We start from the raw sequence: 23,214 nt of genomic DNA, 5'->3' as shown, positions 1-23,214 counted from the left end.
TGGCTATGTGCGAATTGCTCGGGATGAGCGCCAATGTTCCCACGGATATCTGTTTCAGCTTTACCGGCCTGGTGCAGCGTGGTGGCGGAACCGGCCCACATAAAGATGGCTGGGGCATTACCTTTTACGAAGATAAGGGCTGTCGTACCTTTAAAGATCCGCTGCCGAGCTTCAACTCACCGATAGCGCGGCTGGTGCAGGAGTATCCGATCAAATCGCATTCGGTGGTGGCGCACATCCGCCAGGCGAATCGTGGTCAGGTCTCGCTGGAAAATACCCATCCGTTTACCCGCGAATTGTGGGGCCGCAACTGGACCTATGCCCATAACGGACAGTTAAAAGGCTACCGGCAGCTTGAGACCGGCACCTTTCGCCCGGTCGGTGAGACCGACAGCGAGAAAGCGTTCTGCTGGATTCTGCATCAGCTGGCGACGCGTTATCCGCGCACGCCGGGCAACTGGCCCGCGGTGTTTCGCTTTATCGGCGAGCTGGCGGGCAGCCTGCGGCAGAAAGGGGTGTTTAACATGCTGCTGTCGGATGGGCGTTATCTGATGGCTTTCTGCTCCACCAACCTGTTCTGGATCACCCGGCGCGCGCCGTTTGGCCGCGCGCAGCTGCTCGATCAGGATGTCGAAGTTGATTTCCAGCAGCACACCACGCCGCACGACGTGGTGACGGTGATTGCCACGCAGCCGCTGACGGCCAATGAAACCTGGCAGCGGATTGTGCCAGGTGAGTGGGCGTTATTCTGCCTTGGAGAGCGCCAGGAATGAGCGTGAAGCAGCATCGGGATTGGTCACGACCGGGCTGCTGTTCATCACATACTTACCGCTGGTGACATTCACCGTCGGCGGCTGGTGATACTTCGCAAAATAAGCGTAACCCGGCTGCAACTGCTGCCAGAAACTGGCGTAGGTGGAGTAACGGTGACGCTGCATATTGCTGTCGGTCATGCGGAACGGATAGATACTGATGCTGATATCCTGCTGGCCGTTACGCAGCGCCGCATTCACATAAGTAAAAATCTCATCCATATAGGCGTTAGTCATGGCGTAGCAGCCAATCGATTTGCAGTCGCCATGGATCATCAGGTAGTTACCGCTGTAGCCCTGATTGCGATCGTACTGATTCGGAAAGCCGATGTTGATCGCGCGATAAAACCGGCTATCCGGTTTCAGCTGGTTCAGCCTGACGTTATAAAATCCTTCCGGGCTTTTGAAATCGCCTTCACGACGTTTCGGGCCGAGGCCACCAGAAAAATTACAGATGCGGTAGGTATCCAGCAGGCGGTATTCGTTACCAATTTTGCCGTACAGTTCGAGGGTACGCTCTTCCTTGAAAATCTGAATATAGACCGGCGTGCCGAGTAACTGTTTCTTTAATTCTTTACTGACCGGTGCCGCTTGCTGCGCGGGTTCGGGGGTCATTGCCATGCTGAGGGCTGGCAGTAAAATCATCGCAAACAGGAGTGCGATTTTGCCCATGCTGTGTGTACCTTGAGGTGAAGAGAACAATGACGCCATCGTGCGTCTCTGCTTGCATTATCGGAACTATCCGCTACCGCAGCGCAACATTAAACACTGTCTGTTTTTTTAGCAAGACAGCACGCCAGAAATTCGCAATTTCCTGAACAGAATACGGCCAGAAATTTGTAAACTTTAATGCCGGTCGCGACAAATATTGCAGTTACCTTCGCCAACTGTATACTTATCCAGTGCTGGAGGGGGTATGCGTAAAATCATTCATGTCGATATGGACTGCTTCTATGCTGCGGTGGAGATGCGCGATAATCCCCTGTTGCGTGACATCCCGATTGCCATCGGTGGCAGCCGCGAACGTCGCGGCGTCATCAGTACCGCTAACTATCCGGCGCGCAAATATGGCGTGCGCAGCGCCATGCCGACCGGGATGGCGCTGAAGTTATGTCCCCATCTGCGGCTGCTGCCCGGACGCTTTGACGCCTATAAAGAAGCCTCGGCGCAGATCCGCGAGATCTTCTCGCGCTACACACCGCTGATTGAACCGCTGTCGCTGGATGAAGCCTATCTGGATGTGACAGACAGTCCACACTGTCACGGCTCCGCCACCCTGATCGCCCAGGATATTCGCGCCACCATCCTGCGTGAGACCCGGCTCACCGCCTCGGCCGGTATCGCCCCGATTAAATTCCTGGCAAAAATCGCCTCCGACCTGAATAAGCCGGACGGGCAGTTTGTTATCACGCCAGCGGAGATGTCCGGATTTTTACTGACGCTGCCGCTGGCAAAAATCCCTGGCGTCGGCAAGGTCTCGGCAAAAAAGCTGGAAGAGATGGGGCTGGTCACCTGCGGTGATGTCCAGAAGGCAGATTTAGCCCAGCTGCTGAAGCGCTTTGGTAAATTTGGTCGGGTGCTGTGGGAGCGCAGCAACGGCATCGACGAGCGTGACGTGGTGGTTGAGCGGGAACGTAAATCACTCGGCGTGGAGCGTACGTTGGCAGAAGACATTAACGACTGGGACGCCTGCCTGGAGATCATCGATTTTCTCTACGCCGAGCTGGATCGCCGGCTGGGCCAGATCCGACCCGATAAGCAGGTCGCGCGTCAGGGGGTGAAACTCAAGTTCAGCGACTTTCAGCAGACCACCCAGGAGCATATCTGGCCGGTGCTGAATAAAGAGGACATGATCGCGATTGCCAGAAAAACCTGGGATGAGCGCCGGGCCGGACGGGGCGTCAGGCTGGTGGGGCTGCACGTCACCCTGCTCGATCCGCAGCTGGAACGGCAGCTGCTGCTGGGGTTGTAACCGTCAGCCTCACCGACCGGTAAGGCTGACATCCAATTACTTCTTATATTTCGCCGCCAGCGTGGCAAACCACGGCGCGACGAAATCATCATTACCGCCCCATCCAGGCACGATTTTATTCAGCGAGGCAACGTTCACCGCGCCGGGCTGGCTGTTGAGCTGCTGCTGAGAGATCGACGCCGCCTTAAACTGATACGTGGCTGGCGTCGCTTCACCGGCAATCTTTTTCGCTACCAGACGCATGTTCACCGCGCCGATGGTTTTAGGATCGACCGCCACGGTCTGGACCCACGGGCTGTTCTTCTCACGCATCAGTTGCAGATCCTGGTTCGAGACATCAATGCTGTAGAGCTTGATCTCGGTACGGCCATTCTCCTGTAGCGCTTTATAGGAGCCCTGGCTGAACGCATCCCACGCGCCCCAGATCGCATCGATTTTGCCTTTCGGGTATTTAGCCAGAATGGCGCCAATCTTGTTGGCGGTATCGCCCTGAACATCGGTGGAGACGGCGCCAATCGACTCCAGCTGATGAATGCCTGGATTCTCCTTCAGCAGTTTCTCGTACACCACCTGACGGCGTTCCATAGGCGGGAAACCGGCGACCCACAGTTTGACGATATTGGCTTTGCCGTTGAAATCTTTAATTAACTGACCCAGCGACAGCTGCGCCAGAGAGGCGTCATCCTGCGCGGTGACGGTGACACCGTCAATCGGGCTATCAACCGGGGTATCAAACACCGACACTTTAATGCCCGCGTCGGCGATGCGTTTGACCAGGCCGCTGGCGTAAGGCGCTTTGCCGTGCGACAGCACGATACCGTCATACTTCTGGCTGATCGCCTGGTTAACGAAATCCTGGAAACGCGCATCGTCGCCGTTGCTCAGAAAGGTGCTGACCTTAAAGCCCAGCTGGCGACCCTGCTGAATGGCACCGGCGACAAACTGGGTGGTGTTATCGTCAGAACCGAGGTTACGGATCACCGCGATGCGGATCGGGCCGTCATGGCTGGCGATGGCAGCCGGTACCGGGGTGACGGTATCCGCGAAAGCGGCGCTGGCGTTCAGCAGGCTCAGTGCCAGCAGCGAGAGCGTTATTTTTTGCATTATTATCAACTCCGGGTAATGCGCCTTAGCGGCGCTGAATATAGGTCATGGCCAGTGCCAGAGCCAGCACCAGTCCTTTAATAATGTCCATGGCGTAGTAGGGGACGGAGAGCATCACCAGCCCGTTCTGCAGCACCCCGAGGATCACCGCACCGACCAGCGTGCCGAGCGCATTCGGTTTGCCCGATCCCGCCAGCGAGAAGCCGATCCACGCTGCCGCCACCGCGTCCATCAGATAGCCGCCGCCGGCGTTAACCTGCGATGAGCCGATACGCGAGGCGAGCAGAATGCCGCCCAGTCCGGCCAGCAGCGAGGCGATCACATAGGCCAGCACGCGATAGCGGGTAGTGCGGATACCGGAGAGCCGCGCCGCTTCGGGATTGCCGCCCAGCGCATACATCCGGCGGCCATGTTTGGTCAGCGACAGCGCCAGCTGCGCCACCACCGTGACCACCAGCATAATAATGACGATGGTCGGCACCTGGCCCAGCAGGCCAAACGCTGCCGGAATGGTGCCTTCCGCCATATCGCCGCCTGGCAGCACCATGTTTTCGGTGATGGAACCGCCAAAGCTGTAGGTCATCGCCACGCCCTGAATCACAAACAGCGTTGCCAGCGTCGCCAGCATGTCGGGGATGCGCAGGATCACAATCAGAAAGGCGTTACACAGCCCGACCAGGGTGCAGAGCGCCAGGGTGATCAGGATCGCCTGAGTGGTATCCATGCCGTACCAGACAAACAGCGATATCACCAGCGCGTTGGCCAGCGAAGCGGTTGAGCCAACCGACAGATCAAAGCCGCCGACGGTGAGTGAAATCGATACGCCAACCGCGATGACCGTGACAATCGCAATCGATCGCAGAATATTGATGATGTTATTGGGTTCGAGAAAACTGTCTGAGGCCAGACCAAAGGCAGCGATCAGGATCACCACCGTCAGTAACATGCCCCATTTATAGAGGAAATCGAACAGTTGATGACGCCACGACGTGGACGGCAGATTCAGGCTGGTTTCTTTGCTGCTCACGCAGGGGTTCCTCCGGTGGAATAAAGCAAAAGCGTCTCTTCGGTAACGTCGCGCGCGGCCAGTTCGGCTACGATGCGTCCATCCCACAGCACGCAAATCCGGTCGCATAAGCCGACCAGTTCAGAAAATTCACCTGACGCGTAGATAATGCCTTTACCTTCGCGCGCCAGGCTGTCGATCAGGGTGAAGAGTTCGGTTTTGGCTTTGATATCGACGCCTTTGGTCGGCTCATCGAAAATCAGGACATCGGCGTTGTTGCGCAGCCATTTACCAATCGCCACTTTCTGCTGGTTACCGCCAGAGAGGCGACGAAGCGGCTGGGCCGGGCCGGTGGTGCGCACCTGAAGCCGCTGAATCACCTGTTCTGCCCAGCGCCACGCCTGGCGATGCCCGAACAGGCTCCAGCGAGAGAAACTGTCGTCCGCACTGACGCTGAGGTTCATCGCTACCGACTCATCAATAAAAATGCCTTCTTTACGCCGTTCTTCCGGCACCAGCGCCATGCGCCGGCTGACTGAATCGTGCGGGGATTTCGGCCGCCACGGCTGGCCGTGCAGCTCGCCTTTAGTGATGCGGCTTTTACTGGCGCCAAACAGCGCTTTACACAGTTCGGTTTTGCCGGCACCGGCCAGTCCGGCGATGCCGAGAATTTCCCCTTTGTGCAGCCGCAGCGAGATATCCTGCAACAGATGTTCATCATGCAGCCCGTCAACCGCCAGCAGCAGCGGCTGCGGTTGCGGTTCACGTCGGGCGGGATAGATATCGGTGAGCTGATGCCCAAGCATTTTTTCCACGATCTGCTCGCCACTCAGCGCCGCCATCGGCCCGCTCTCAATCAGCCGGCCGTCGCGCAGTACCGTCAGGCGATCGCAGATCGCTTTCAGTTCGTGAATACGGTGCGAGATAAAAATCACGCCGATGCCGCTGGCCTGCAGGCGACGCACCACGGTGAACAAGCGTTCGCTCTCATGCTGATCCAGCGGGGCGGTCGGCTCATCCAGAATCAGAAAGCGGCAATGATGCGACAGCGCACGCGCCAGCAGAATCTGTTGCTTTTCAGCCAGAGTGCAGCGCTCAACCAGCCGGTTAACGTCCAGCGTCACCTCCAGCTGTGCCAGCAGAGTGCGCGCCTGGCGACGGATCTCGCCCCAGTGATAGCCGTGACCCGGCTCCGCCAGCCGATCCAGCAGAATGTTTTCCGCCACGCTGAGCTGCGGCACCAGTGCCACGTCTACTTCCTGCTGAACCAGATGGATACCGAGCTGTTTAGCATCACGCGGCGTGCGGATGGAGACCGGCTCACCATCCAGCAGGATCTCGCCGCTGTAGTGGCTGTGCGCACCGGACAGTATCGCCATCAGGGTCGATTTGCCTGCGCCATTCGCGCCGGTCAGCGCGTGAACAGAGTGGCCTTCGCTGACAAAATCGACCGACGTGAGCGCGGCGAACCCGCCAAAAGCGATGGAGATGTTACGCATCTCAAGGCGGTTTAACGCAGCCATGTCACCATTCTCCTGAAGAATCACTGGCCGCATTTTTTCCTGAAGCTTCAGGCGCGGCAACGACCGAAAGCGCATAAGCTAGCACGAAACGGTCTTAGCCATCCAGACATCTGGACATAATGGTGGCTATAACCAGCGAAGCGCGAAAGCGTGGCGGTTTCAGGTGGGGAAGGGCGTTCAGGGTGGTGAATTATGCTATTGCGGCACGGCAGGCATAAAAAAACCAGGCCGGAGCCTGGTTAAACTTTTTGCGGTGAGATTACTTTTCTGGCACCGCATTCAGCAAGGTGGTCAGCAATTTCCAGTAAAGGCCGACGCTTTCAATATGCACCTGCTCATCCGGTGAGTGTGGACCGGTGATGGTCGGACCGATCGACACCATATCCATCTGCGGATAAGGTTTTTTGAACAGACCGCACTCCAGACCGGCATGAATCACCTGAATGTTGGGCGTTTTGTCGAACAGCGCGATATAGGTCTGACGGGTCAGCGCCATGATCGGCGAGTCCGCGTCCGGCTGCCAGCCTGGGTAGCCGCCTTTCGCTTTGGTCTGCGCGCCTGCCAGTTGGCCCAGCGAGGTCAGCATCTGCACCACATAATCGCGTCCGGTGTCGATCAGCGAGCGGATCAGGCAGTTGATTTCGGCTTTATCCGCGTCCATCGTCACTACGCCGATATTCAGCGAAGTTTCGACCACGCCTTTCGCCACATCTGAATTACGGATCACACCGTTTGGCGTGCTGTTCAGCAGATTCAGGAAGCGATCGCGGCTGTCAGTGGTTAATGCTTCACCCTGATGGGCCAGCGGTTCGGTGACCAGCGCGATGTTCGGCTCTTTAATGCCGTGCTCGTTCTGGATGGCGGTCAGGAAATGCGCCGCAGCAGATTTCAGCGCATCGGCCTTGTGGCTCTCGACGGCAACGGTCGCAAAGGCTTCACGCGGAATGGCGTTACGCAGCGTACCGCCGCTAAACGCCAGCAGACGCAGGTCCAGTTCGGCAGCGTGCGCCGCCAGGAAACGCGCCAGCAGTTTGTTGGCGTTGCCGAGGCCCATATGAATATCGGCACCGGAGTGACCGCCGCGCAGCCCTTTCAGCGTCAGCTTCAGGGTCTCGAACGCAGCAGGCACCGCTTCACGGGTCAGTGGCAGGGTAGTGACGAAGTCAATACCACCCGCGCAGCCCATGTAGATCTCACCTTCTTCTTCCGAATCGGTGTTGATCAGGATGTCAGCCTGCAGCCAGTTCGGTTGCAGACCAAAAGCCCCATCCATGCCGGTTTCTTCGGTCATGGTCAGCAGCACTTCCAGCGGACCGTGAGTCAGGCTGCTGTCAGCCAGCACCGCCAGCGCCGAGGCCATACCGATGCCGTTGTCTGCGCCCAGTGTGGTGCCGCGCGCTTTCACCCATTCGCCATCAATCCACGGCTGAATCGGATCTTTGGTGAAGTCGTGTACGGTATCGTTATTCTTCTGCGGCACCATATCGAGGTGCGCCTGCAGCGCAACGGGCTTGCGGTTTTCCATCCCGGCAGTGGCGGGTTTACGAATCAGGATATTGCCGACCTGATCGCGCTCACACCAGAAGCCTTGCTCTTTGGCCCAGCCGACGATGTAACTCGCCAGCGCTTCTTCATGAAAAGAGGGATGAGGAATAGAGCAAATCTTAGCGAAAATATCCCACAGTGGCTGTGGAGAGAGTTGAGACAATTCAGACACGACAAGTCTCCTGTGTCAGTGCGCCGGACCAGCCGGACATCGCGAGTTTCCAGTGAAAGATCGCCGCCAGAGAATCTGGCGAGATGGCCTGAGAATATCACTGTTTTTCGTCGGGTGTGCACTCAGACGCGCTAAAAAGCCGCAACCGACGCGCGGGTGCTGGTTTTTAGCGCGTCAACTCCTTATAATCTCGCGCAACCTTTTCCCCGTTGCACATTTTTAAGCCACTCCGGTTGGCTGGGATTCCTATTCTATGAGCGAAAAATACGTCGTTACCTGGGACATGCTACAGATTCATGCCCGTAAACTGGCTCAGCGCCTGCTTCCTGTTGAACAGTGGAAAGGCATTATCGCGGTCAGCCGCGGCGGTCTGGTACCGGCTTCGCTGCTGGCGCGTGAACTGGGGATTCGCTATGTCGATACCGTCTGCATCTCCAGCTACGACCACGATCATCAGCGCGAAATGAAAGTACTGAAGCGCGCAGAAGGCGATGGCGAAGGCTTTATCGTGATCGATGACCTCGTCGATACCGGCGGCACCGCGCAGGCGATCCGCGAGATGTACCCGAAAGCCCGTTTCTGCACCATTTTTGCCAAGCCGGCCGGACGCCAGCTGGTGGATGATTACATCGTCGACATTCCGCAGAATACCTGGATCGAGCAGCCGTGGGACATGGGCGTGGTTTACATTCCGCCAATCGTTAAAAGCTGATTGATGCGCCTCAAACAACGCCCGGTTTTCCGGGCGTTGTGCTTTCTGCACCTCGCACCCTGAACTGGCGTACAGTAGACTTAGCCATCGCCGTTTCTGCCGCAGGAGAAGTGAGTATGTCGAGCAAAAATCTCAGCGAGGAGTTGTTCAAACCCCGCTTTAAACATCCTGAAACCTCTTCTTTAGTTCGTCGCCAGCATCACACGACGCCCGAGCTGCACTCCGCCCTGGATGGCGACAGCCAGCGCGGCTGGTATCGTATGCTGAACAAGCTGATGTGGACCTGGCGCGGCCTCACGCCGCAGGAGATCAGCGAAGTGCTGGCGCGCATCGCCATCAGCAACGTAGAGCATACTGACGAGACGTTGCTGGACACGGTGATTGGTTTCCGTGGCGGCAACTGGAACTTTGAATGGTGTCGCCAGGCGGGTATCTGGCAGCAGAAAGCGCTGGAGTGCAGCGACGACAGTGAAGCGGGCGAATACTGGCTGCACGCGGCGCAGCTCTATAGCGTGGCCGCCTATCCCTATATTAAAGGCGATGAGCTGGCCGATCAGGCGCAGACGCTGGCGAATCGCGCTTATGAAGAGGCGACGCAGCGGCTGCCGGGTGAGCTGAAGCCGCTGACATTTGCCATCAGCGGCGGCAGCCCGGTCAGCGGTTTCCTGCATATGCCCGCTGGCGTCGAGGCGCCTTATCCCACCGTGCTGTTCTGCGGCGCGCTCGATTCACTCCAGAGTGACCACTATCGTCTGTTTCATGACTATCTGGCGCCGCGCGGTATCGCGATGCTGACCATTGATGTGCCGTCCGTTGGCAACTCGGTGAAGTGGACCCTGAATCAGGACACCAGCTTTTTGCACCAGCAGGTGCTGCGCCAGCTGGAAACCGTGCCGTGGATCGATCACACTCGCGTGGCGGCCTTTGGCTATCGCTTTGGTGCTAACGTGGCGGTGCGGCTGGCTTACCTCGAATCACAGCGGCTGCGCGCGGTGGCCTGTCTCGGCCCGATTGTGCATGCGCTGCTGACCCAGACGGCGCTGCAGGATGAGATTCCGGATATGTACATGGATATGCTGGCGAGCCGGCTGGGAATGGCTTCCTCGTCTGACCGCTCCCTGCGAACCGAACTTAACCGCTATTCGCTGAAAACTCAGGGACTGCTGGGCCGCCGCACGCCGACGCCGATGCTGTCCGGCTACTGGCAGAACGACCTGTTCAGCCCGGAAGAGGAGAGCAAGCTGATTGCCAACTCCTCGGCAGAGGGCAAAGCGTTGCTGATCCCGGTGAAACCGATGATGGCCAGTTTTGACCGGGCGCTAAATGAAATTTGCGACTGGCTGGAGAAGCGTTTAAAAAGGTAACTGGCAAAATTTACAGTATTTGCTACAACTATTACCTGAATTATTCCGACTGCGGTGCCGCACTTCACTCACCTCAGGCTGTGATGCCAGCGACATGACGTGGAGCAGACGGCGGCAGTCCGGATGATTGAGGATCGATATCGGTCAAAACCTATGGAGAATTAGCATGACGTTACCGAGTGGTCATCCCCGCAGTCGCCTGCTTAAGCGCTTCACTGAGCTGGGGCCGTATATTCGCGATGGGAAATGTGGTGAAACCCGTTTCTTTTTCGACTGCCTGGCTGCCTGCGTCAATGTGAAACCGGCACCGGAACTGCGTGAGTTCTGGGGCTGGTGGATGGAGCTGGAAGCGCAGGCCGATCACTTTACCTACGTCTACCATATCGGTTTGTTCGATAAAGAGGGCGACTGGTCGGTGGCAACCGTAAAAGGCAAAGAGAACACGGCGCGCGTGGAAGAAACCTTACGGAATTTCCACACCCGCCTGAAAGCGATGCTGCAGGAATTTGAGCTTGGGCTGATTCCGGCCAGCGATTTCGATGAGAAACCGGTTAAGCTCAGTGCCTGATCGGCGGGTTTAATAACAGAAAAGGGGCGAGTTAAACACTCGCCCCTTTTTTTATGCAGACACATTCAGATTAAGGGTAACGCACTGCGTACCCGCGTCCGCCACAGCAATCAACAGGGACGGCGCGGGTGCGACAGATATCAGAACTGGTAAGTCATACCCACGGCAACCACGTCATCGTTGTTGATTGACAGGGCGTTATCGTCATCCAGCTGGTTGATTTTGTAATCCACAAAAGCGGACATGTTTTTGTTGAAGTAGTAGGTGGCACCCACATCGATATATTTCACCAGATCCGCATCGCCGATGCCGTTCTCGATGTCTTTGCCTTTGGTCTGGACATAGCCGATAGACGGACGCAGGCCGAAATCAAACTGATACTGCGCCACCAGCTCGATGTTCTGGGCTTTGTTGGCGGCACCGGCTACGGCAGCACCGGTGTTGCGGTTGGTGCCGCTGATTGGCGTCATGTTGCGGGTGTCGGTATAGATAGCCGCCAGGTAAACGCTGTTGGCATCATACTTCACGCCTGCGCCCCATGAATCTGCACGGTCACCGCCGCCATAGGCACGCGCCTGCTGCTGGTTGGTGCGGTCAGAGGAGGTAATGGCACTCATCAGACTCACGCCGCTATCGCCCAGGGCATAGCCGAGTGACGCACCGTAACCATCGCCGTTCTGGCGGTTGATGTCGGTACGGCTGTTGGCGCTGCTGGCGTCATTTTTGCCCTGATACTGCAGTGCAAATTTCAGACCATCCACCAGGCCGAAGAAGTTGTTGTTGCGGTACGTCGCTACGCCGGTGGCGCGCTGGGTCATAAAGTTATCAGAACGCGCGGTGCCGTCACCGCCAAATTCCGGGAACACGTCGGTCCAGGATTCAACGTCATACAGCACGCCATAGTTACGGCCGTAGTCGACAGATCCATACTGTGAGAATTTCAGACCGGCAAAACCGAGGCGGGTTTTGTTACCGTTGTTGGCATCGCTGCCTTCGGAGTTGTTGACGTTGTACTGATATTCCCACTGACCGTAACCGGTCATCAGGTCGTTGATCTGCGTCTGGCCTTTGAAGCCGATACGCACGTAGGATTTGTCGCCATCTGAGCCGGCATTATCGCTGAAGTAATGTTCAGCTTTCACTTTGCCGTAAAAGTCCAGTTTGTTGCCATCTTTGTTATAGACTTCGGCAGCCTGTGCGGTAGACGCCAGCGCCAGAGCGGAGATGATCATTGCCAGTGTGCTTTTCTTCATTTGCTATCAATCCCAATGTGTACGTCAAAAAGTTGTGAAAGTTTTTGTAAAACACCGACTTTTTACCGGTCGGCGATGAACTTTTTATGACACTTTTCGTGATTTCTTGTTAACCGTGAACTTTTGGTCTACGCCCTTGTCCGCGTAAAATCGTGCTTTTCCCCCGCTGGCTGTTGGCTTCCTTATCGACTCCTGTTAAAACGTCCTTTCGTAAAAATTTTTCACTACGGCAGGAAATATGAGTGGCAGTCAGACCTTAGTGGTCAAATTGGGTACCAGCGTTCTCACCGGCGGGTCACGCCGGCTGAATCGGGCGCACATGGTGGAGCTGGTTCGTCAGTGTGCTCAGCAGCATGCTGCAGGCCACCGCATTGTGATCGTCACCTCCGGCGCGATGGCGGCCGGACGCGAACATCTGGGTTACCCCGAACTGCCGCCGACCATCGCCTCAAAGCAGCTGCTGGCTGCGGTGGGGCAGAGCCGTCTGATCCAGCTGTGGGAGCAGTTATTCTCCATCTATGGCATTCACATCGGTCAGATGTTACTGACCCGCGCCGACATGGAAGATCGCGAGCGTTTTCTGAATGCCCGCGACACGCTGCGCGCACTGCTCGATAACCACATTGTGCCGGTGATCAATGAGAACGATGCGGTGGCAACCGCCGAGATTAAGGTGGGCGACAATGACAACCTGTCGGCGCTGGCGGCGATGCTCGGCGGCGCGGACAAACTGCTGCTGCTGACCGATCAGCAGGGCCTGTTTACCGCCGATCCGCGCAGTAATCCCGACGCTGAGCTGATCAGCGACGTGCATGTGATTGACGATGCGTTACGCTCATTAGCAGGCGGCAGCGTTTCGGGACTGGGCACCGGTGGAATGTCGACCAAGCTGCAGGCGGCGGATGTCGCCTGTCGTGCCGGTATCGATGTGATCATCGCTTCAGGCAGCCGCAGCGGCGTGATCGGTGATGTGATTGATGGCAAGCCGGTAGGGACGCTGTTTCACGCTCAGCAGTCGCCGCTGGAAAACCGCAAACGCTGGATTTTTGGTGCACCGCCTGCCGGTGAACTGACGGTGGATGACGGCGCGCTGGCGGCGATTATCGAACGGGGCAGTTCGCTGCTGCCGAAAGGCATCCGCGCTATCCAGGGTAATTTTTCCCGCGGTGAAGTGATCCGCATTCGCAGCCTGCAGGGACGGGATATCGCCCACGGCGTATCGCGCTATAACAGCGACGCCATGCGGATGATTGCCGGACACCACAGTCAGCAGATCAGTGAAATCCTCGGCTATGAATATGGCCCGGTGGCGGTTCACCGCGACGACATGATCGTCAGTTAAGGAGCAAACAATGCTTGAAGAGATGGGAAAAGCGGCCCGCGCAGCAGCCTATCGCGTGGCCGATCTGTCGACCGCAGAGAAAAACCAGGTCCTGATGACCATTGCCGATCGTCTGGAAAACGAAAGTGCCGATATCCTGGCCGCTAATGAACTGGATTTAGCCGATGCGCGCCAGAACGGCATGAGCGCAGCCCTGTTAGATCGGCTGACGCTGAATCCGCAGCGGCTGAGCGGCATCGCCAGCGACGTCCGTCAGGTCTGTCAGCTGGCCGATCCGGTCGGGCAGCTGATTGATGGCGGTCTGCTCGACAGCGGGCTGCGTATCGAGCGCCGCCGTGTGCCGCTCGGCGTGGTGGCGGTGATTTATGAAGCGCGCCCCAATGTGACGGTGGATGTCGCCAGCCTGTGCCTGAAAACCGGCAACGCGGCGATTTTGCGCGGCGGGAAAGAGACGTGGCGCACCAACGCCGCCACGGTGCGCGTTATCCAGAACGCCCTGCAGCAGCACGGCTTACCGGCGGCGATTATCCAGGCGATTGAAAATCCCGATCGTGAACTGGTGAATCAGCTGCTCAGGCTGGATCGTTACGTTGATATGCTGATCCCGCGCGGCGGCGCGGCGCTGCACAAGCTGTGTCGTGAAAACTCCACCATTCCGGTGATCACCGGCGGCATCGGCGTCTGCCACATCTACATTGATGAAACCATGGAGATCGAACCGGCGCTTGAGGTGATTGTAAACGCCAAGAAACAGCGTCCCAGCGCCTGTAATTCGCTGGAGACCTTGCTGGTGGATCAGGCGATTGCCGACCGTTTTCTGCCCGCCTTCAGCGCTCGCATGGCGCAGGAAAATATTGTGCTGCACGCTGACAGCAACGTGCTGGCGCAGCTGCAACCGGGGCCGGCGCAGGTTAAACCGGTTAATCCGTCTCAGTATGATGATGAATGGCTGTCATTGGATCTCAATGTGAAGCGGGTGGCGAATATGGATGAGGCGATCGATCACATCCGCACACACGGCACTCAGCATTCCGATGCCATTCTGACCCGCAGCACCCGCAATGCTACCCGCTTTGTTCGTCAGGTGGATTCTTCAGCGGTCTACGTTAACGCCAGCACCCGCTTTACTGATGGCGGACAGTTTGGGCTGGGAGCGGAAGTTGCCGTCAGTACCCAGAAGCTGCACGCGCGTGGCCCGATGGGATTAGAGGCGCTGACCACCTACAAATGGATTGCCTGGGGCGACGACACCCTGCGGGCATAATCCCCCTCTTTTCTTTAACAAAACGGGAGTCTTTTTACAGACTCCCGTTTTTTTTATCGACCAATTCCGGTCCATTCAAAGTTAGAGTTTCTCGCCTGTAAGATAATTTTCTGCCGCTGTCGGGTCGCTTCAGCGGAAAAAGCTGACTGAATTTCACGCAATTCCTTACGGAAGATTCCTGAAAGCCGGTGCTATACGCGGCCTGAGGCAATATTTTTTGTTCAGGCGCAAACGGCAGAGGATAATGATAATTAGAAATGCTTGATAAAGCGGTTAGGTAGTAAACGGACGGTAATATAAAATGAACTGGTAGCAATAATGAAAATAACATCCAGTACCTCCTCTATGGCTGATTATTAACTAATGGTTAAAAAAGAAAGTACAAGACAAGCTTTCACCGCCAGGCTGATCGCGGCCTGTGAGAGTGCCGGCATTGTCGGACATGGACGAAACAAACAGGTTGCTAAGGCCCTGCAACAGCAAGGCTGTAAGATTTCAACGCCGGGGGTGTGGAAGTGGTTTAACGCCCAGTCAGTGCCCGATGGAGGTAACCTGCTGGCCCTCAGCCAGCTGCTGGGCGTCCGGGTCGAGTGGTTGCAGTACGGTATGGATCATCCGGCTGAACCGGTGACGTTCAGCGCGCTGACCAGCCATAAAAACGTGTTTCGCGTTGATAGCCTCGATATCGGCCAGAAAAGCGCGGCAGGCGTGCCTGCGCGCGATGAGTTTGTCGAAACCATCCACGCGATCGAATATGGTCAGGATGAGGCGCGGGTGCTATTCAATGGCCGCCCGGCAGAAAATATCCGCTTAATTGCCATCAACAGCGATTCGATGGCGGACACCTTCGCGCCCCGCGATCAGCTGTTTGTCGACATCAGCGTGCGGATGTTTGACGGTGACGGCATCTACATTTTCACGCTGGACGAGCAGCTCTACCTGAAACGCCTGCAGCTTCAGCATAAGAAAATAGCTGTTATATCAGACAATAAGCGCTACGAAACCTGGTATCTCAACCACGATGACGTGGCCAGCCTCAAGGTACTCGCCAAAGTCATCATGAGCCAGGCGCGAGACTATCAGATCCTCGGCTAAGCCCGTTGTCAGCGGTCCGGATCCGATTGCCTGCAAAAAAATAATCGACATAAATTCAAAAATTTAACCAGCGGTAAATAAAAAATTAACCAACAGTGTTTGATAAAGCATAAGAACCTGTTAATAATTTGAACATGGATGAACGAAGCAGTTCTATCAGGGATGAGCCGCTCTTAAACAATTGAGGCGCTGCACAAGCGCGAATCAAACCACCCAAAAGTCAGTGAACTTTGGGATGGGGTGGATGCGCAAAATGCAGCGTCGTCAGATGCCGTTTATTCCCCTTCGCCTACTTTCCACCTGGCTGCTCACGCAGCCGGGCGGTGAGTGTGTGAGCGTGAATCGCGACATTCGGGCCCGTTCGGTTCGCCGAAAGCTCGCGCCTGCCACCCCATCGCCAAAGACTCATTCACAGGAGGAGTTATGGCGATAATTCACTATGGCAAAAGCGTTTTTATGGGCAACGCACGTACTCGTCGCCATCGGCGGCGCCAACCTCTCAGCAGCCTGAAACAGAGCATTGACCAGGCCCTGAACTTCCCACCGGAAACACCCACCCTGCGGCGAGCGGAACAAATCTGCCAGCGTCAGGTCACTCCGCGCGTGGATCGCGCTATCACCGCGCCACGCGCTAAAAATCAGGAAACGCCCAGTTTCGACAACTGCTGTCTGCCGCATGTGCATCTCTACGCAGTGCGCTGAATAGCGTCAGAAATCCCCCGTTTTACCCTCCGTTCTTCGTCCGCCACCTCCATTTTTAACTGGCCGCAATCCGGTTAATTACTGTTCAGTTTTGCTGCAGGGTTATCCCTCTCTGCGGCGGGCGTGGTGGTGGGTATTGATCAGCGGGCGTTATGTATTTTTTTCACAGGGCTGAGTCGCTCTGACCCGTCATTGAGGAATCGTTATGAGCCAGATCATTGCAATGCTGAACTTTGAAGAGGGGTATGCCGACGTGCCTTATCTCGACACGCTGGGCTTCCCGACCGTCGCGGGCGGCATCCGCATCGGCCCGAAAGGGGCTTCGCTGAGTAACTATGCGTTTCGGGTGCCGCGACGCGTCGGAGATGTCTGGAAGCAGTGCATCGTGGAAGGCAAGGTGCAGGAGATGCAGAGCCGCGAGCTGCTGCGCAATGCGCTGGCGAAATGTAATGACGCCCGCACCGATGTGCTGCTGAGCATGGCTTATCAGCTGGGCGTCGATGGCGTCTTGCAGTTCAGAAACATGCTCAGCGCCATCACCAGTGAAAATTTCAACGAGGCGGCTGACGCCATGATGAACAGCCTGTGGGCGCGTCAGACGCCGGGCCGGGCCAGACGTCATGCCGAAGTCATGCGCAGCGGCACCTATGCCGTTTATCGGGGGCTGCTATGAGATGGCTCATGTTTCTCATCGCCGTGCTGACGGCGATCATTATTCTCCTGCTGCTTCAGCGCTTTACCACGCTGCAGTTTGTCTCCCATGCCCGTCTGTTATTCAAAACCTGGTCAGTCTGGCTTGCGTCGCTGGGGTCAATGCTCAGCGCCTGGGCGCAATCCTTTCCCTCAGCGGCGGTGGATGCCTGGAACGTGTTGCCGGAAGACGTCAAATCAATACTGCCGCACAACTACCTCGGACTGGTCGGCGCCTTCATGGTGGCGATGGGGGTCATTGCCCAGTTTGTTCGTCAGAAAAACCTGCTGAATGAGAAGCAGCAGGCGGAGGTAACCAAATCATGACCCTGTTAACCACTTTACTCGGCGGCGGCTGGCACTGGATCGCGGCGCTGGCTGCGGTGATTGCGGCACTGGGCGCCAGTTATTTTGGCGGAAAGAAAATCGGCAAAGTGCAGCAAAAAGCCCGTTCTGACGTCGATAACGCGCAACAACAGGCGTCCCGCGTCGAAGCGGTCGCGCAGCAACAACAACGTAACCGTGAGGAGGCCAACCGTGTGGCGACTGACAATCACAACCTTGATGACGCTGCTGCTCGCGACAAGCTGCAGCAGTCGAAATACCACAAACCCTGAGCCGGTAGCGATAACCGATTCAGCCTGCGTGCTGTTTTCCCCTCTTTATACCTACGGCGATGACGCACAAAAGATGGACGTTCGCACCGTGCGCGCTATCAACACCCACAACGACATGTGGGACACCCTCTGCGGCCATCCGGCCACTGCTAAGTAACCTGCTGATAATCAGTGTTTTATCTAAGTAATCCTGAGGAGGATTCTATGATCGAAGTTAACTCTTTTGCTGAACTGCGCACCACAGTCCCGTCAAAATCAGGTGAAGTTGCGATTCTGAAACGCTATTACGATAAAGATTCCAGTTTTCGTGGCGGCGCGGATTTTGTCGGCTTTCTCAGCACCACCGTCCTGAAGGATGATGGCGGTACGGTGGCGATTGGCAACGGTTTTTACTGGAAACGCACCATTAACGATCCCACTGAAGTGAATATTCTGCACTTTGGCGCGAAAGGGGATGGCGTCACCGATGATACCGACGCGTTTAAGCGGATGCTGGCGTGGACCCAGACCTACAACACCTACGTCAAAGCATTGCCGGTACGTTTTCCCGGTGGCCGCTTCCTGATTTCACCCATTGATCTCAGCGACACGGAAATCCCGTTCTTTGGCCTGTTAGGCGACGATCTGGAGCTGGGCTCGCTGCCGCGCACCACCATTGTTTCCGATAAAAGCGCCAATACTGTGTTTAAAGTAAAGGCCCGCCGTACCGCGATCAAAGGGATCGTCTGGAACGGGCAGGCCAGCGCCGATACCACTGCCAAAGTCACCATTTTACCCGAGCAGTGCAGCAACAATCAGCCATTCTTCGAAAATACCTGTATCGAAGGGCAAACCGTCAATATCAGCTGCTTCCGGGCGCAAAGCACCGGCGGCACGGTATTTAAACTGCAGGATACGCTCGACAGCAAGTTCGACCAGATCTACACCACCAGCACCTTCTCACGGGTGTTTGATGTTGGCTGGTCTAACTCGCCGAATGGCGTCTGGGATCACTCCACCGCTATTGAGTTAAGCAATGCCAACTTCCAGTCGGGTTATGGCGACGCCACGCTCTATATGCCGCGTATGACCCAGGGCATCCTGCGTAATGTCTGGATTGAGCATACCCGTAATCCCGGCGATCTGTCGGATGGCGGCTGGACCATCGATACGCTGAACATTGAAGATTGCGGTACGCCGCTCAATCTCAACAATGCCCGCGTCATCATGCGTCAGATCAACCTGCAGGCCGGGGCGAAAATCAGTAATGACCTGGCCGCCGGTAAATGGCTGTCGACCTTTGAATATGGTTATCGTCGTGATGAAAACCACGGCAGCTATTTAACCGGTTCGCTGCGTGTCGGCTATTTCAGCGGATATAAGGTGGTGAACAATACCGATACTGATAACTGGTATCGGCTGGGGCAGCTCTATTTCCCGGCACCTAATCAGGCGTGGGTTATGGAACTGATCGGGAAAGCGGATACCACGACGCCCTCCGGCACGGCGGGATCGCCGGTAAACCTGCCGGGAACCGGCAGAACGCTGATTAATCTGCAGCGACTGGAGACGGTGTGGGCGGATGCCTATCACATGGGCCAGCCGTCGGTGATGGATATCCGTTACAACCGGGTCGGCACTACCTATGCGGTGGTCTGGGTTAAGCTGCGGGCCAACAGTGGCGAAACCATGTTCAACCTCAAAACCACCGGGCCGACCCGCTTCGATACCGGTTCCTGTTCGCTGTTCCAGTCCGATATGTCGGTGGTCACCGATATCACTAAAGTCGGGACGCTGAAACCGGCGGCACGCTTTGGTATGCATAACGGACTGGCGGGTATTGGTGCCAATGAAAAAGGGGTAGTGACGCTCGCCACGGCGGCGGGAACCCCGGCGAACAAAACGGCACCAACCGGGTTTGTGCTGATCAATATCAACGGTGTTGACCGCAAGGTTCCTTACTACGATTGATGATCGGCACTTTTTGGGCGAGGCGGCGGCCTCGCCCTTTTTTGTCTGAAACCCGCCCACCGCGGTCCCATTCTGGCATGAGGTGGTGCGAAAATCCGCAGTTGAATGGCCGCTCTCTTGACGCATTTCCGCTTTTTTTCTAAGGTATTTCCCCGCTAATCCCACCCGTTTGCCGGTATAGCTCAGTTGGTAGAGCAGCGCATTCGTAATGCGAAGGTCGGAGGTTCGACTCCTCTTACCGGCACCAGTTATATCAGTCAGTTACCTTCCAGCCGTATCTTCACTTTTATCCCCTACAACCGATCGTCAACAGCCGTTCTCCTGCTTCTATTAAGGAGGCCATAAAAATTGCAGCCAGATGTAATATTCAGCCTGACCGCCCGTGCTGGCTCTCAGCCCGTGGCGCTGATGGAGTGATGCAGTGATGTACCGGACGACCATCGGCCGACGTCTGAAGCATCCTGAACGAGGAAACGGAGATGAAAAAAATTCTGCTGGCTGCTGCCCTGACGATGGGGTCATTTCTTGCGAATGCAGCTGACAAGCCTTACCTGTTTGATTTTATTCAGGCTAAAGAGAGTGGGGCGGCTTATAACAGGCTGGTTGAGCGCTACAGGTTGCCCGCATGGGTCAGAAATGGCGGGACCAGCTTTCCGGCCGATGAGGTCGTGATGAAAGGCGTGAAGTATCAGGTTCTTTCAGGTTGTAAGCCTCATCACTGCCCGGTGCAATCTATCGCCATCCTTTATTCACCTGATAACGGGGTTATTCATGGTCTCTTCTCTGAGTACGATATGAAAAGCGACCGCCAGACGCTCAACTGGATGAACCTTAATCCGACCGACTCTGCAGAGATGCGCAGCATTCTGTTTAACCGATTGAATGGTGGCGCTTCACACTGAGGCGCCTGCGGGGCCATTCAGACTACGCTGGCGGCGATTCAATTAAGGGTTACTGACGATTAATTTGAATTGCTGCTTGCGTCACCCGGCGAAGTGTGGCCTAATGAATCGTCGGTTTGATTAACAGACACTATCAAAGTAAGTATCCAAAGCAGTTCTCATCTCTAAGTTTGTCGCGAGACATCCCTTCTTTTTGAGTCTTCTCTTACGTTCTGATTAAAATCTGTTCTCAGGCCATTATGCCGGAAGGCTCGATATATTAAGGATTTAAGCATGTCTAACAAAATTCGCGGTACCGTTAAGTGGTTTAACGCAGAGAAAGGCTTCGGTTTCATCTCTCCTCAGGACGGCAGCAAAGATGTATTCGTACATTTCTCTGCAATCCAGGGCACTGATTTCCGTTCATTAGATGAAGGTCAACAAGTTGAGTTTACAGTAGAAAATGGCGCCAAAGGCCCAGCTGCTGCGAACGTTGTTGGTCTCTAAGGACTGAAAATTACATTTAAATGTCCTCACTGTAATGGCTCACAGTTTCGTACATCACACTTTGATGTTACAAGAGCCAATCCGCATGGAGCGAAATGCATTTTCTGCAAATCTGTCGTTGTTCAGGTGAACGCGGCGAGGATTGCACTTCAGAACCAGCCTCGCGCTTTCTGATTTAAGGCTAACTGAGCTTTATAGCGTTGTTGCATTGACTGTAATGAAAGGCTGCCACTGGCAGCCTTTTTTGTTTCTGTCATTCTGCTTCTGCTTCTGCTTCTGCTTCTGCTTCTGCTTCTGCTTCTGCTTCTGCTTCTGCTTCTGCTTCTGCTTCTGCTTCTGCTTCTGCTTCTTCCTCTGATGTTCCCGCTATTCCGTTTCTTACTCATGGCTCCGCGGGTTGCTGGCGAAAGCCCTGACGTCATCGTTTCTCAATGCCACCGATATTAACGCCAGTTCAGGCACTCATCCGGCCACAACGCGGCGGGATAACATCGTCACGGCCCGCCGAAGCAGGCCGCTGGATGGTGATCAGAAACCGACTATCATGCTGTGTGCGCAGCATTCAGCGAGAGCTGTCCTACTTTAAACACGCTCATCGCCTGCGCCATCCGCTCAGCCTGATCCTGCAACGCCTGTGAGGCCGCGGACGCTTCCTGCACCAGCGCGGCATTTTGCTGCGTCACCGCTTCCATCTGGGTAATCGCCATGTTGATCTCACTGATGCCGCTGCTCTGCTCGCTGCTGGCGATGGTGATTTCACTCATGATGTTTGCCACGCTCTGTACGCTGTTGACCACTTCGCCGATAGTTGAGCCAGCGTGAGTCACCAGTTTGCTGCCTTCATCCACTTTCGCCACTGAATCTTCAATCAGCACTTTAATCTCTTTGGCGGCAGAGGCCGAACGCTGCGCCAGATTGCGCACTTCAGAGGCAACTACCGCAAAACCCCGTCCCTGTTCACCGGCACGCGCTGCTTCGACGGCAGCGTTGAGTGACAGAATGTTGGTCTGGAAGGCGATGGAATCGATCACGCTGATAATATCGACAATTTTCTTCGACGACAGGGCAATGGCCTCCATCTTCTCGATCACCTGCTCCATCACCACGCCACCTTCGCGCGCGACGCTGGAGGTACTCGCCACCAGCTGATTAGCTTCACGGGCGTTATCGGCGTTGTGCTTCACGGTTGAAGTCATCTGCTCCATCGCAGATGCGGTCTCTTCCAGCGAACTGGCCTGCTGCTCGGTGCGGGTCGAGAGATCCAGGTTGCCGCTGGAGATCTGGTTTGATGCCACCGCAATGGTATCGGAACCGGTACGCACTTCCGTCACGATGGAGAGCAGGTTATCGTTCATCCGATGCAGCGCCTGCATCAGCACGCCGGTTTCGTCGCGTGACGTCACCTGAATTTTTGAGCTCAGATCGCCAGCAGCAACGCGTTCGGCCACATCCACCGCGGCCACCAGCGGGCGCACGATCGAACGCGTCAGGAAAATACCCAGCATGATGGAGGCCAGAATCGCCAGCGCAGAGAAAATCAGCGTGATGGTGATAGCCGACTCACCATTCGCCACAATGCTCTGACCTTCACCGCGCAGCTGAGAATCCTGAGAATTGGCAAAAGCGACAGCATCATCAAGGAATTTGTTCTGGGTCGCGGTCATCGATTTCAGCACATAGGCGCTGGCCGCATCGAAATTGCCGCTTTTCACCAGAGTAATCAACTCCGCTTTAACCTTTTCAAACGCTTCAGCAGAAGCCAGCAAACCGGCAATTTTTTTCTTACCGACCGCGGTAACCTGAATATCAGCGATCTTTTTCATCGCGGCGTTAGTCCGCTGAGTGGCTTCATCCAGCTGACCATAACGTTTAACGTTCATTTCCGGACGGTTGGTGTCGATCACGATGCCGCGCAGGTATTTGATCTGATCGTTGACACCATCGCGCACATCAAATGCCAGTCGCACTTTTACGTACCGATCGTCAACGATCGAGGCAATGGCGGTGTTAATGCTGTTAATTTTGGTTATGGATGTCACACCAATAACTATCAGTAACGTCACAACAATACCGAAGGCTGCGCCGAGCCGCATACCCACCTTCATATTCCTGATACTGACCATGTTCTTTTCCCC

Annotated in this window: 23 protein-coding genes and 1 tRNA gene; 17 read left to right on the top strand and 7 right to left on the bottom strand. The window is 55.8% G+C overall.

The window, feature by feature from the left end; genetic code table 11:
* The first annotated feature begins 5 nt into the window (after positions 1-5).
* Positions 6-773 (top strand): class II glutamine amidotransferase, encoded by a 768-nt coding sequence (locus tag LZU96_RS16170; RefSeq protein WP_031374981.1) that lies wholly within the window; start codon positions 6-8, stop codon positions 771-773.
* Here the strand turns inward: LZU96_RS16170 and dpaA are convergent.
* Positions 744-1,484, bottom strand: a complete 741-nt coding sequence (gene dpaA, locus LZU96_RS16165; RefSeq protein WP_233985200.1) for a peptidoglycan meso-diaminopimelic acid protein amidase — start codon at positions 1,482-1,484, stop codon at positions 744-746. The genes LZU96_RS16170 and dpaA overlap by 30 nt on opposite strands.
* A 244-nt stretch (positions 1,485-1,728) precedes the next feature.
* Between dpaA and dinB the strand changes: the two genes are divergently transcribed.
* Positions 1,729-2,784, top strand: coding sequence for a DNA polymerase IV (gene dinB, locus LZU96_RS16160; RefSeq protein ID WP_233985199.1), 1,056 nt, complete (start codon positions 1,729-1,731; stop codon positions 2,782-2,784).
* A 36-nt stretch (positions 2,785-2,820) separates the two neighbouring features.
* Here dinB and LZU96_RS16155 read toward each other — a convergent pair whose 3' ends face one another.
* The 4 genes from LZU96_RS16155 to pepD form a co-directional block, all read right to left on the bottom strand.
* Positions 2,821-3,888: a sugar ABC transporter substrate-binding protein gene (locus LZU96_RS16155; protein ID WP_233985198.1), complete on the bottom strand. Its 1,068-nt coding sequence runs from the start codon at positions 3,886-3,888 to the stop codon at positions 2,821-2,823.
* A gap of 25 nt (positions 3,889-3,913) precedes the next feature.
* The gene (locus LZU96_RS16150; protein WP_233985197.1) at positions 3,914-4,915 is read right to left on the bottom strand and encodes an ABC transporter permease; all 1,002 of its coding nucleotides are present in this window, start codon (positions 4,913-4,915) and stop codon (positions 3,914-3,916) included.
* Positions 4,912-6,417, bottom strand: a complete 1,506-nt coding sequence (locus tag LZU96_RS16145) for a sugar ABC transporter ATP-binding protein (RefSeq protein ID WP_233985196.1) — start codon at positions 6,415-6,417, stop codon at positions 4,912-4,914. The genes LZU96_RS16150 and LZU96_RS16145 overlap by 4 nt, the downstream gene beginning before the upstream one ends.
* A 259-nt stretch (positions 6,418-6,676) precedes the next feature.
* A complete protein-coding gene (gene pepD, locus LZU96_RS16140; protein ID WP_233985195.1) occupies positions 6,677-8,134 on the bottom strand; it encodes a beta-Ala-His dipeptidase in 1,458 nt (485 codons plus the stop codon).
* Between the two features lie 253 nt (positions 8,135-8,387).
* On the opposite strand from pepD, the gene gpt reads away from it, so the two are divergent.
* The 3 genes from gpt to crl all read left to right on the top strand — a co-directional run bounded on the left by gpt (position 8,388) and on the right by crl (position 10,778).
* Positions 8,388-8,846, top strand: coding sequence for a xanthine phosphoribosyltransferase (gene gpt, locus LZU96_RS16135; protein ID WP_233985194.1), 459 nt, complete (start codon positions 8,388-8,390; stop codon positions 8,844-8,846).
* A 116-nt stretch (positions 8,847-8,962) separates the two neighbouring features.
* Positions 8,963-10,210 (top strand): esterase FrsA, encoded by a 1,248-nt coding sequence (frsA, locus tag LZU96_RS16130; RefSeq protein ID WP_233985193.1) that lies wholly within the window; start codon positions 8,963-8,965, stop codon positions 10,208-10,210.
* 166 nt (positions 10,211-10,376) lie between these two features.
* On the top strand, positions 10,377-10,778 hold the full coding sequence (gene crl / locus LZU96_RS16125; RefSeq protein ID WP_094120461.1) for a sigma factor-binding protein Crl: 402 nt from the start codon (positions 10,377-10,379) through the stop codon (positions 10,776-10,778).
* A 140-nt stretch (positions 10,779-10,918) separates the two neighbouring features.
* On the opposite strand, the gene ompC is transcribed toward crl, so the two are convergent.
* Positions 10,919-12,031 (bottom strand): porin OmpC, encoded by a 1,113-nt coding sequence (ompC, locus tag LZU96_RS16120; protein ID WP_233985192.1) that lies wholly within the window; start codon positions 12,029-12,031, stop codon positions 10,919-10,921.
* Between the two features lie 238 nt (positions 12,032-12,269).
* On the opposite strand from ompC, the gene proB reads away from it, so the two are divergent.
* From proB to LZU96_RS16060, 12 genes are all read left to right on the top strand, one after another.
* A complete protein-coding gene (gene proB, locus LZU96_RS16115) occupies positions 12,270-13,373 on the top strand; it encodes a glutamate 5-kinase (RefSeq protein ID WP_233985191.1) in 1,104 nt (367 codons plus the stop codon).
* Between the two features lie 10 nt (positions 13,374-13,383).
* Entirely contained in the window at positions 13,384-14,637 is a 1,254-nt protein-coding gene (proA, locus tag LZU96_RS16110; protein WP_233985190.1) for a glutamate-5-semialdehyde dehydrogenase, read from the top strand.
* A gap of 363 nt (positions 14,638-15,000) precedes the next feature.
* A complete protein-coding gene (locus LZU96_RS16105) occupies positions 15,001-15,732 on the top strand; it encodes a S24 family peptidase (protein ID WP_233985189.1) in 732 nt (243 codons plus the stop codon).
* 423 nt (positions 15,733-16,155) lie between these two features.
* Positions 16,156-16,434 carry a hypothetical protein gene (locus tag LZU96_RS16100; protein ID WP_031374992.1) on the top strand — a complete coding sequence of 93 codons (279 nt, stop codon included), beginning with the start codon at positions 16,156-16,158 and terminating at the stop codon, positions 16,432-16,434.
* A 205-nt stretch (positions 16,435-16,639) separates the two neighbouring features.
* Positions 16,640-17,107, top strand: a complete 468-nt coding sequence (locus LZU96_RS16095; protein WP_233985188.1) for a glycoside hydrolase family protein — start codon at positions 16,640-16,642, stop codon at positions 17,105-17,107.
* The gene (locus tag LZU96_RS16090; RefSeq protein ID WP_233985187.1) at positions 17,104-17,451 is read left to right on the top strand and encodes a hypothetical protein; all 348 of its coding nucleotides are present in this window, start codon (positions 17,104-17,106) and stop codon (positions 17,449-17,451) included. The genes LZU96_RS16095 and LZU96_RS16090 overlap by 4 nt, the downstream gene beginning before the upstream one ends.
* Positions 17,448-17,741, top strand: coding sequence for a hypothetical protein (locus LZU96_RS16085; protein ID WP_233985186.1), 294 nt, complete (start codon positions 17,448-17,450; stop codon positions 17,739-17,741). Before LZU96_RS16090 ends, LZU96_RS16085 begins: the two co-directional genes overlap by 4 nt.
* 204 nt (positions 17,742-17,945) lie before the next feature.
* A complete protein-coding gene (locus LZU96_RS16080; protein WP_233985185.1) occupies positions 17,946-19,691 on the top strand; it encodes a glycosyl hydrolase family 28-related protein in 1,746 nt (581 codons plus the stop codon).
* A gap of 171 nt (positions 19,692-19,862) precedes the next feature.
* Positions 19,863-19,938, top strand: a tRNA-Thr gene (locus tag LZU96_RS16075).
* 232 nt (positions 19,939-20,170) lie between these two features.
* Positions 20,171-20,593, top strand: coding sequence for an Ivy family c-type lysozyme inhibitor (locus LZU96_RS16070; RefSeq protein ID WP_233985184.1), 423 nt, complete (start codon positions 20,171-20,173; stop codon positions 20,591-20,593).
* A gap of 273 nt (positions 20,594-20,866) precedes the next feature.
* Positions 20,867-21,079, top strand: a complete 213-nt coding sequence (cspA, locus tag LZU96_RS16065) for an RNA chaperone/antiterminator CspA (RefSeq protein WP_009091867.1) — start codon at positions 20,867-20,869, stop codon at positions 21,077-21,079.
* Between the two features lie 3 nt (positions 21,080-21,082).
* The gene (locus tag LZU96_RS16060; protein WP_143807302.1) at positions 21,083-21,253 is read left to right on the top strand and encodes a cold-shock protein; all 171 of its coding nucleotides are present in this window, start codon (positions 21,083-21,085) and stop codon (positions 21,251-21,253) included.
* 368 nt (positions 21,254-21,621) lie between these two features.
* Here LZU96_RS16060 and LZU96_RS16055 read toward each other — a convergent pair whose 3' ends face one another.
* Positions 21,622-23,202 (bottom strand): methyl-accepting chemotaxis protein, encoded by a 1,581-nt coding sequence (locus tag LZU96_RS16055; RefSeq protein ID WP_233985183.1) that lies wholly within the window; start codon positions 23,200-23,202, stop codon positions 21,622-21,624.
* Positions 23,203-23,214 lie beyond the last annotated feature (12 nt).

This window comes from Pantoea agglomerans (assembly GCF_021397715.1).
Lineage (GTDB): Bacteria > Pseudomonadota > Gammaproteobacteria > Enterobacterales > Enterobacteriaceae > Pantoea > Pantoea astica.
The sequence above is the reverse complement of the archived record's forward strand: the minus strand, read 5'-3'. Positions and strand labels throughout refer to the sequence as shown.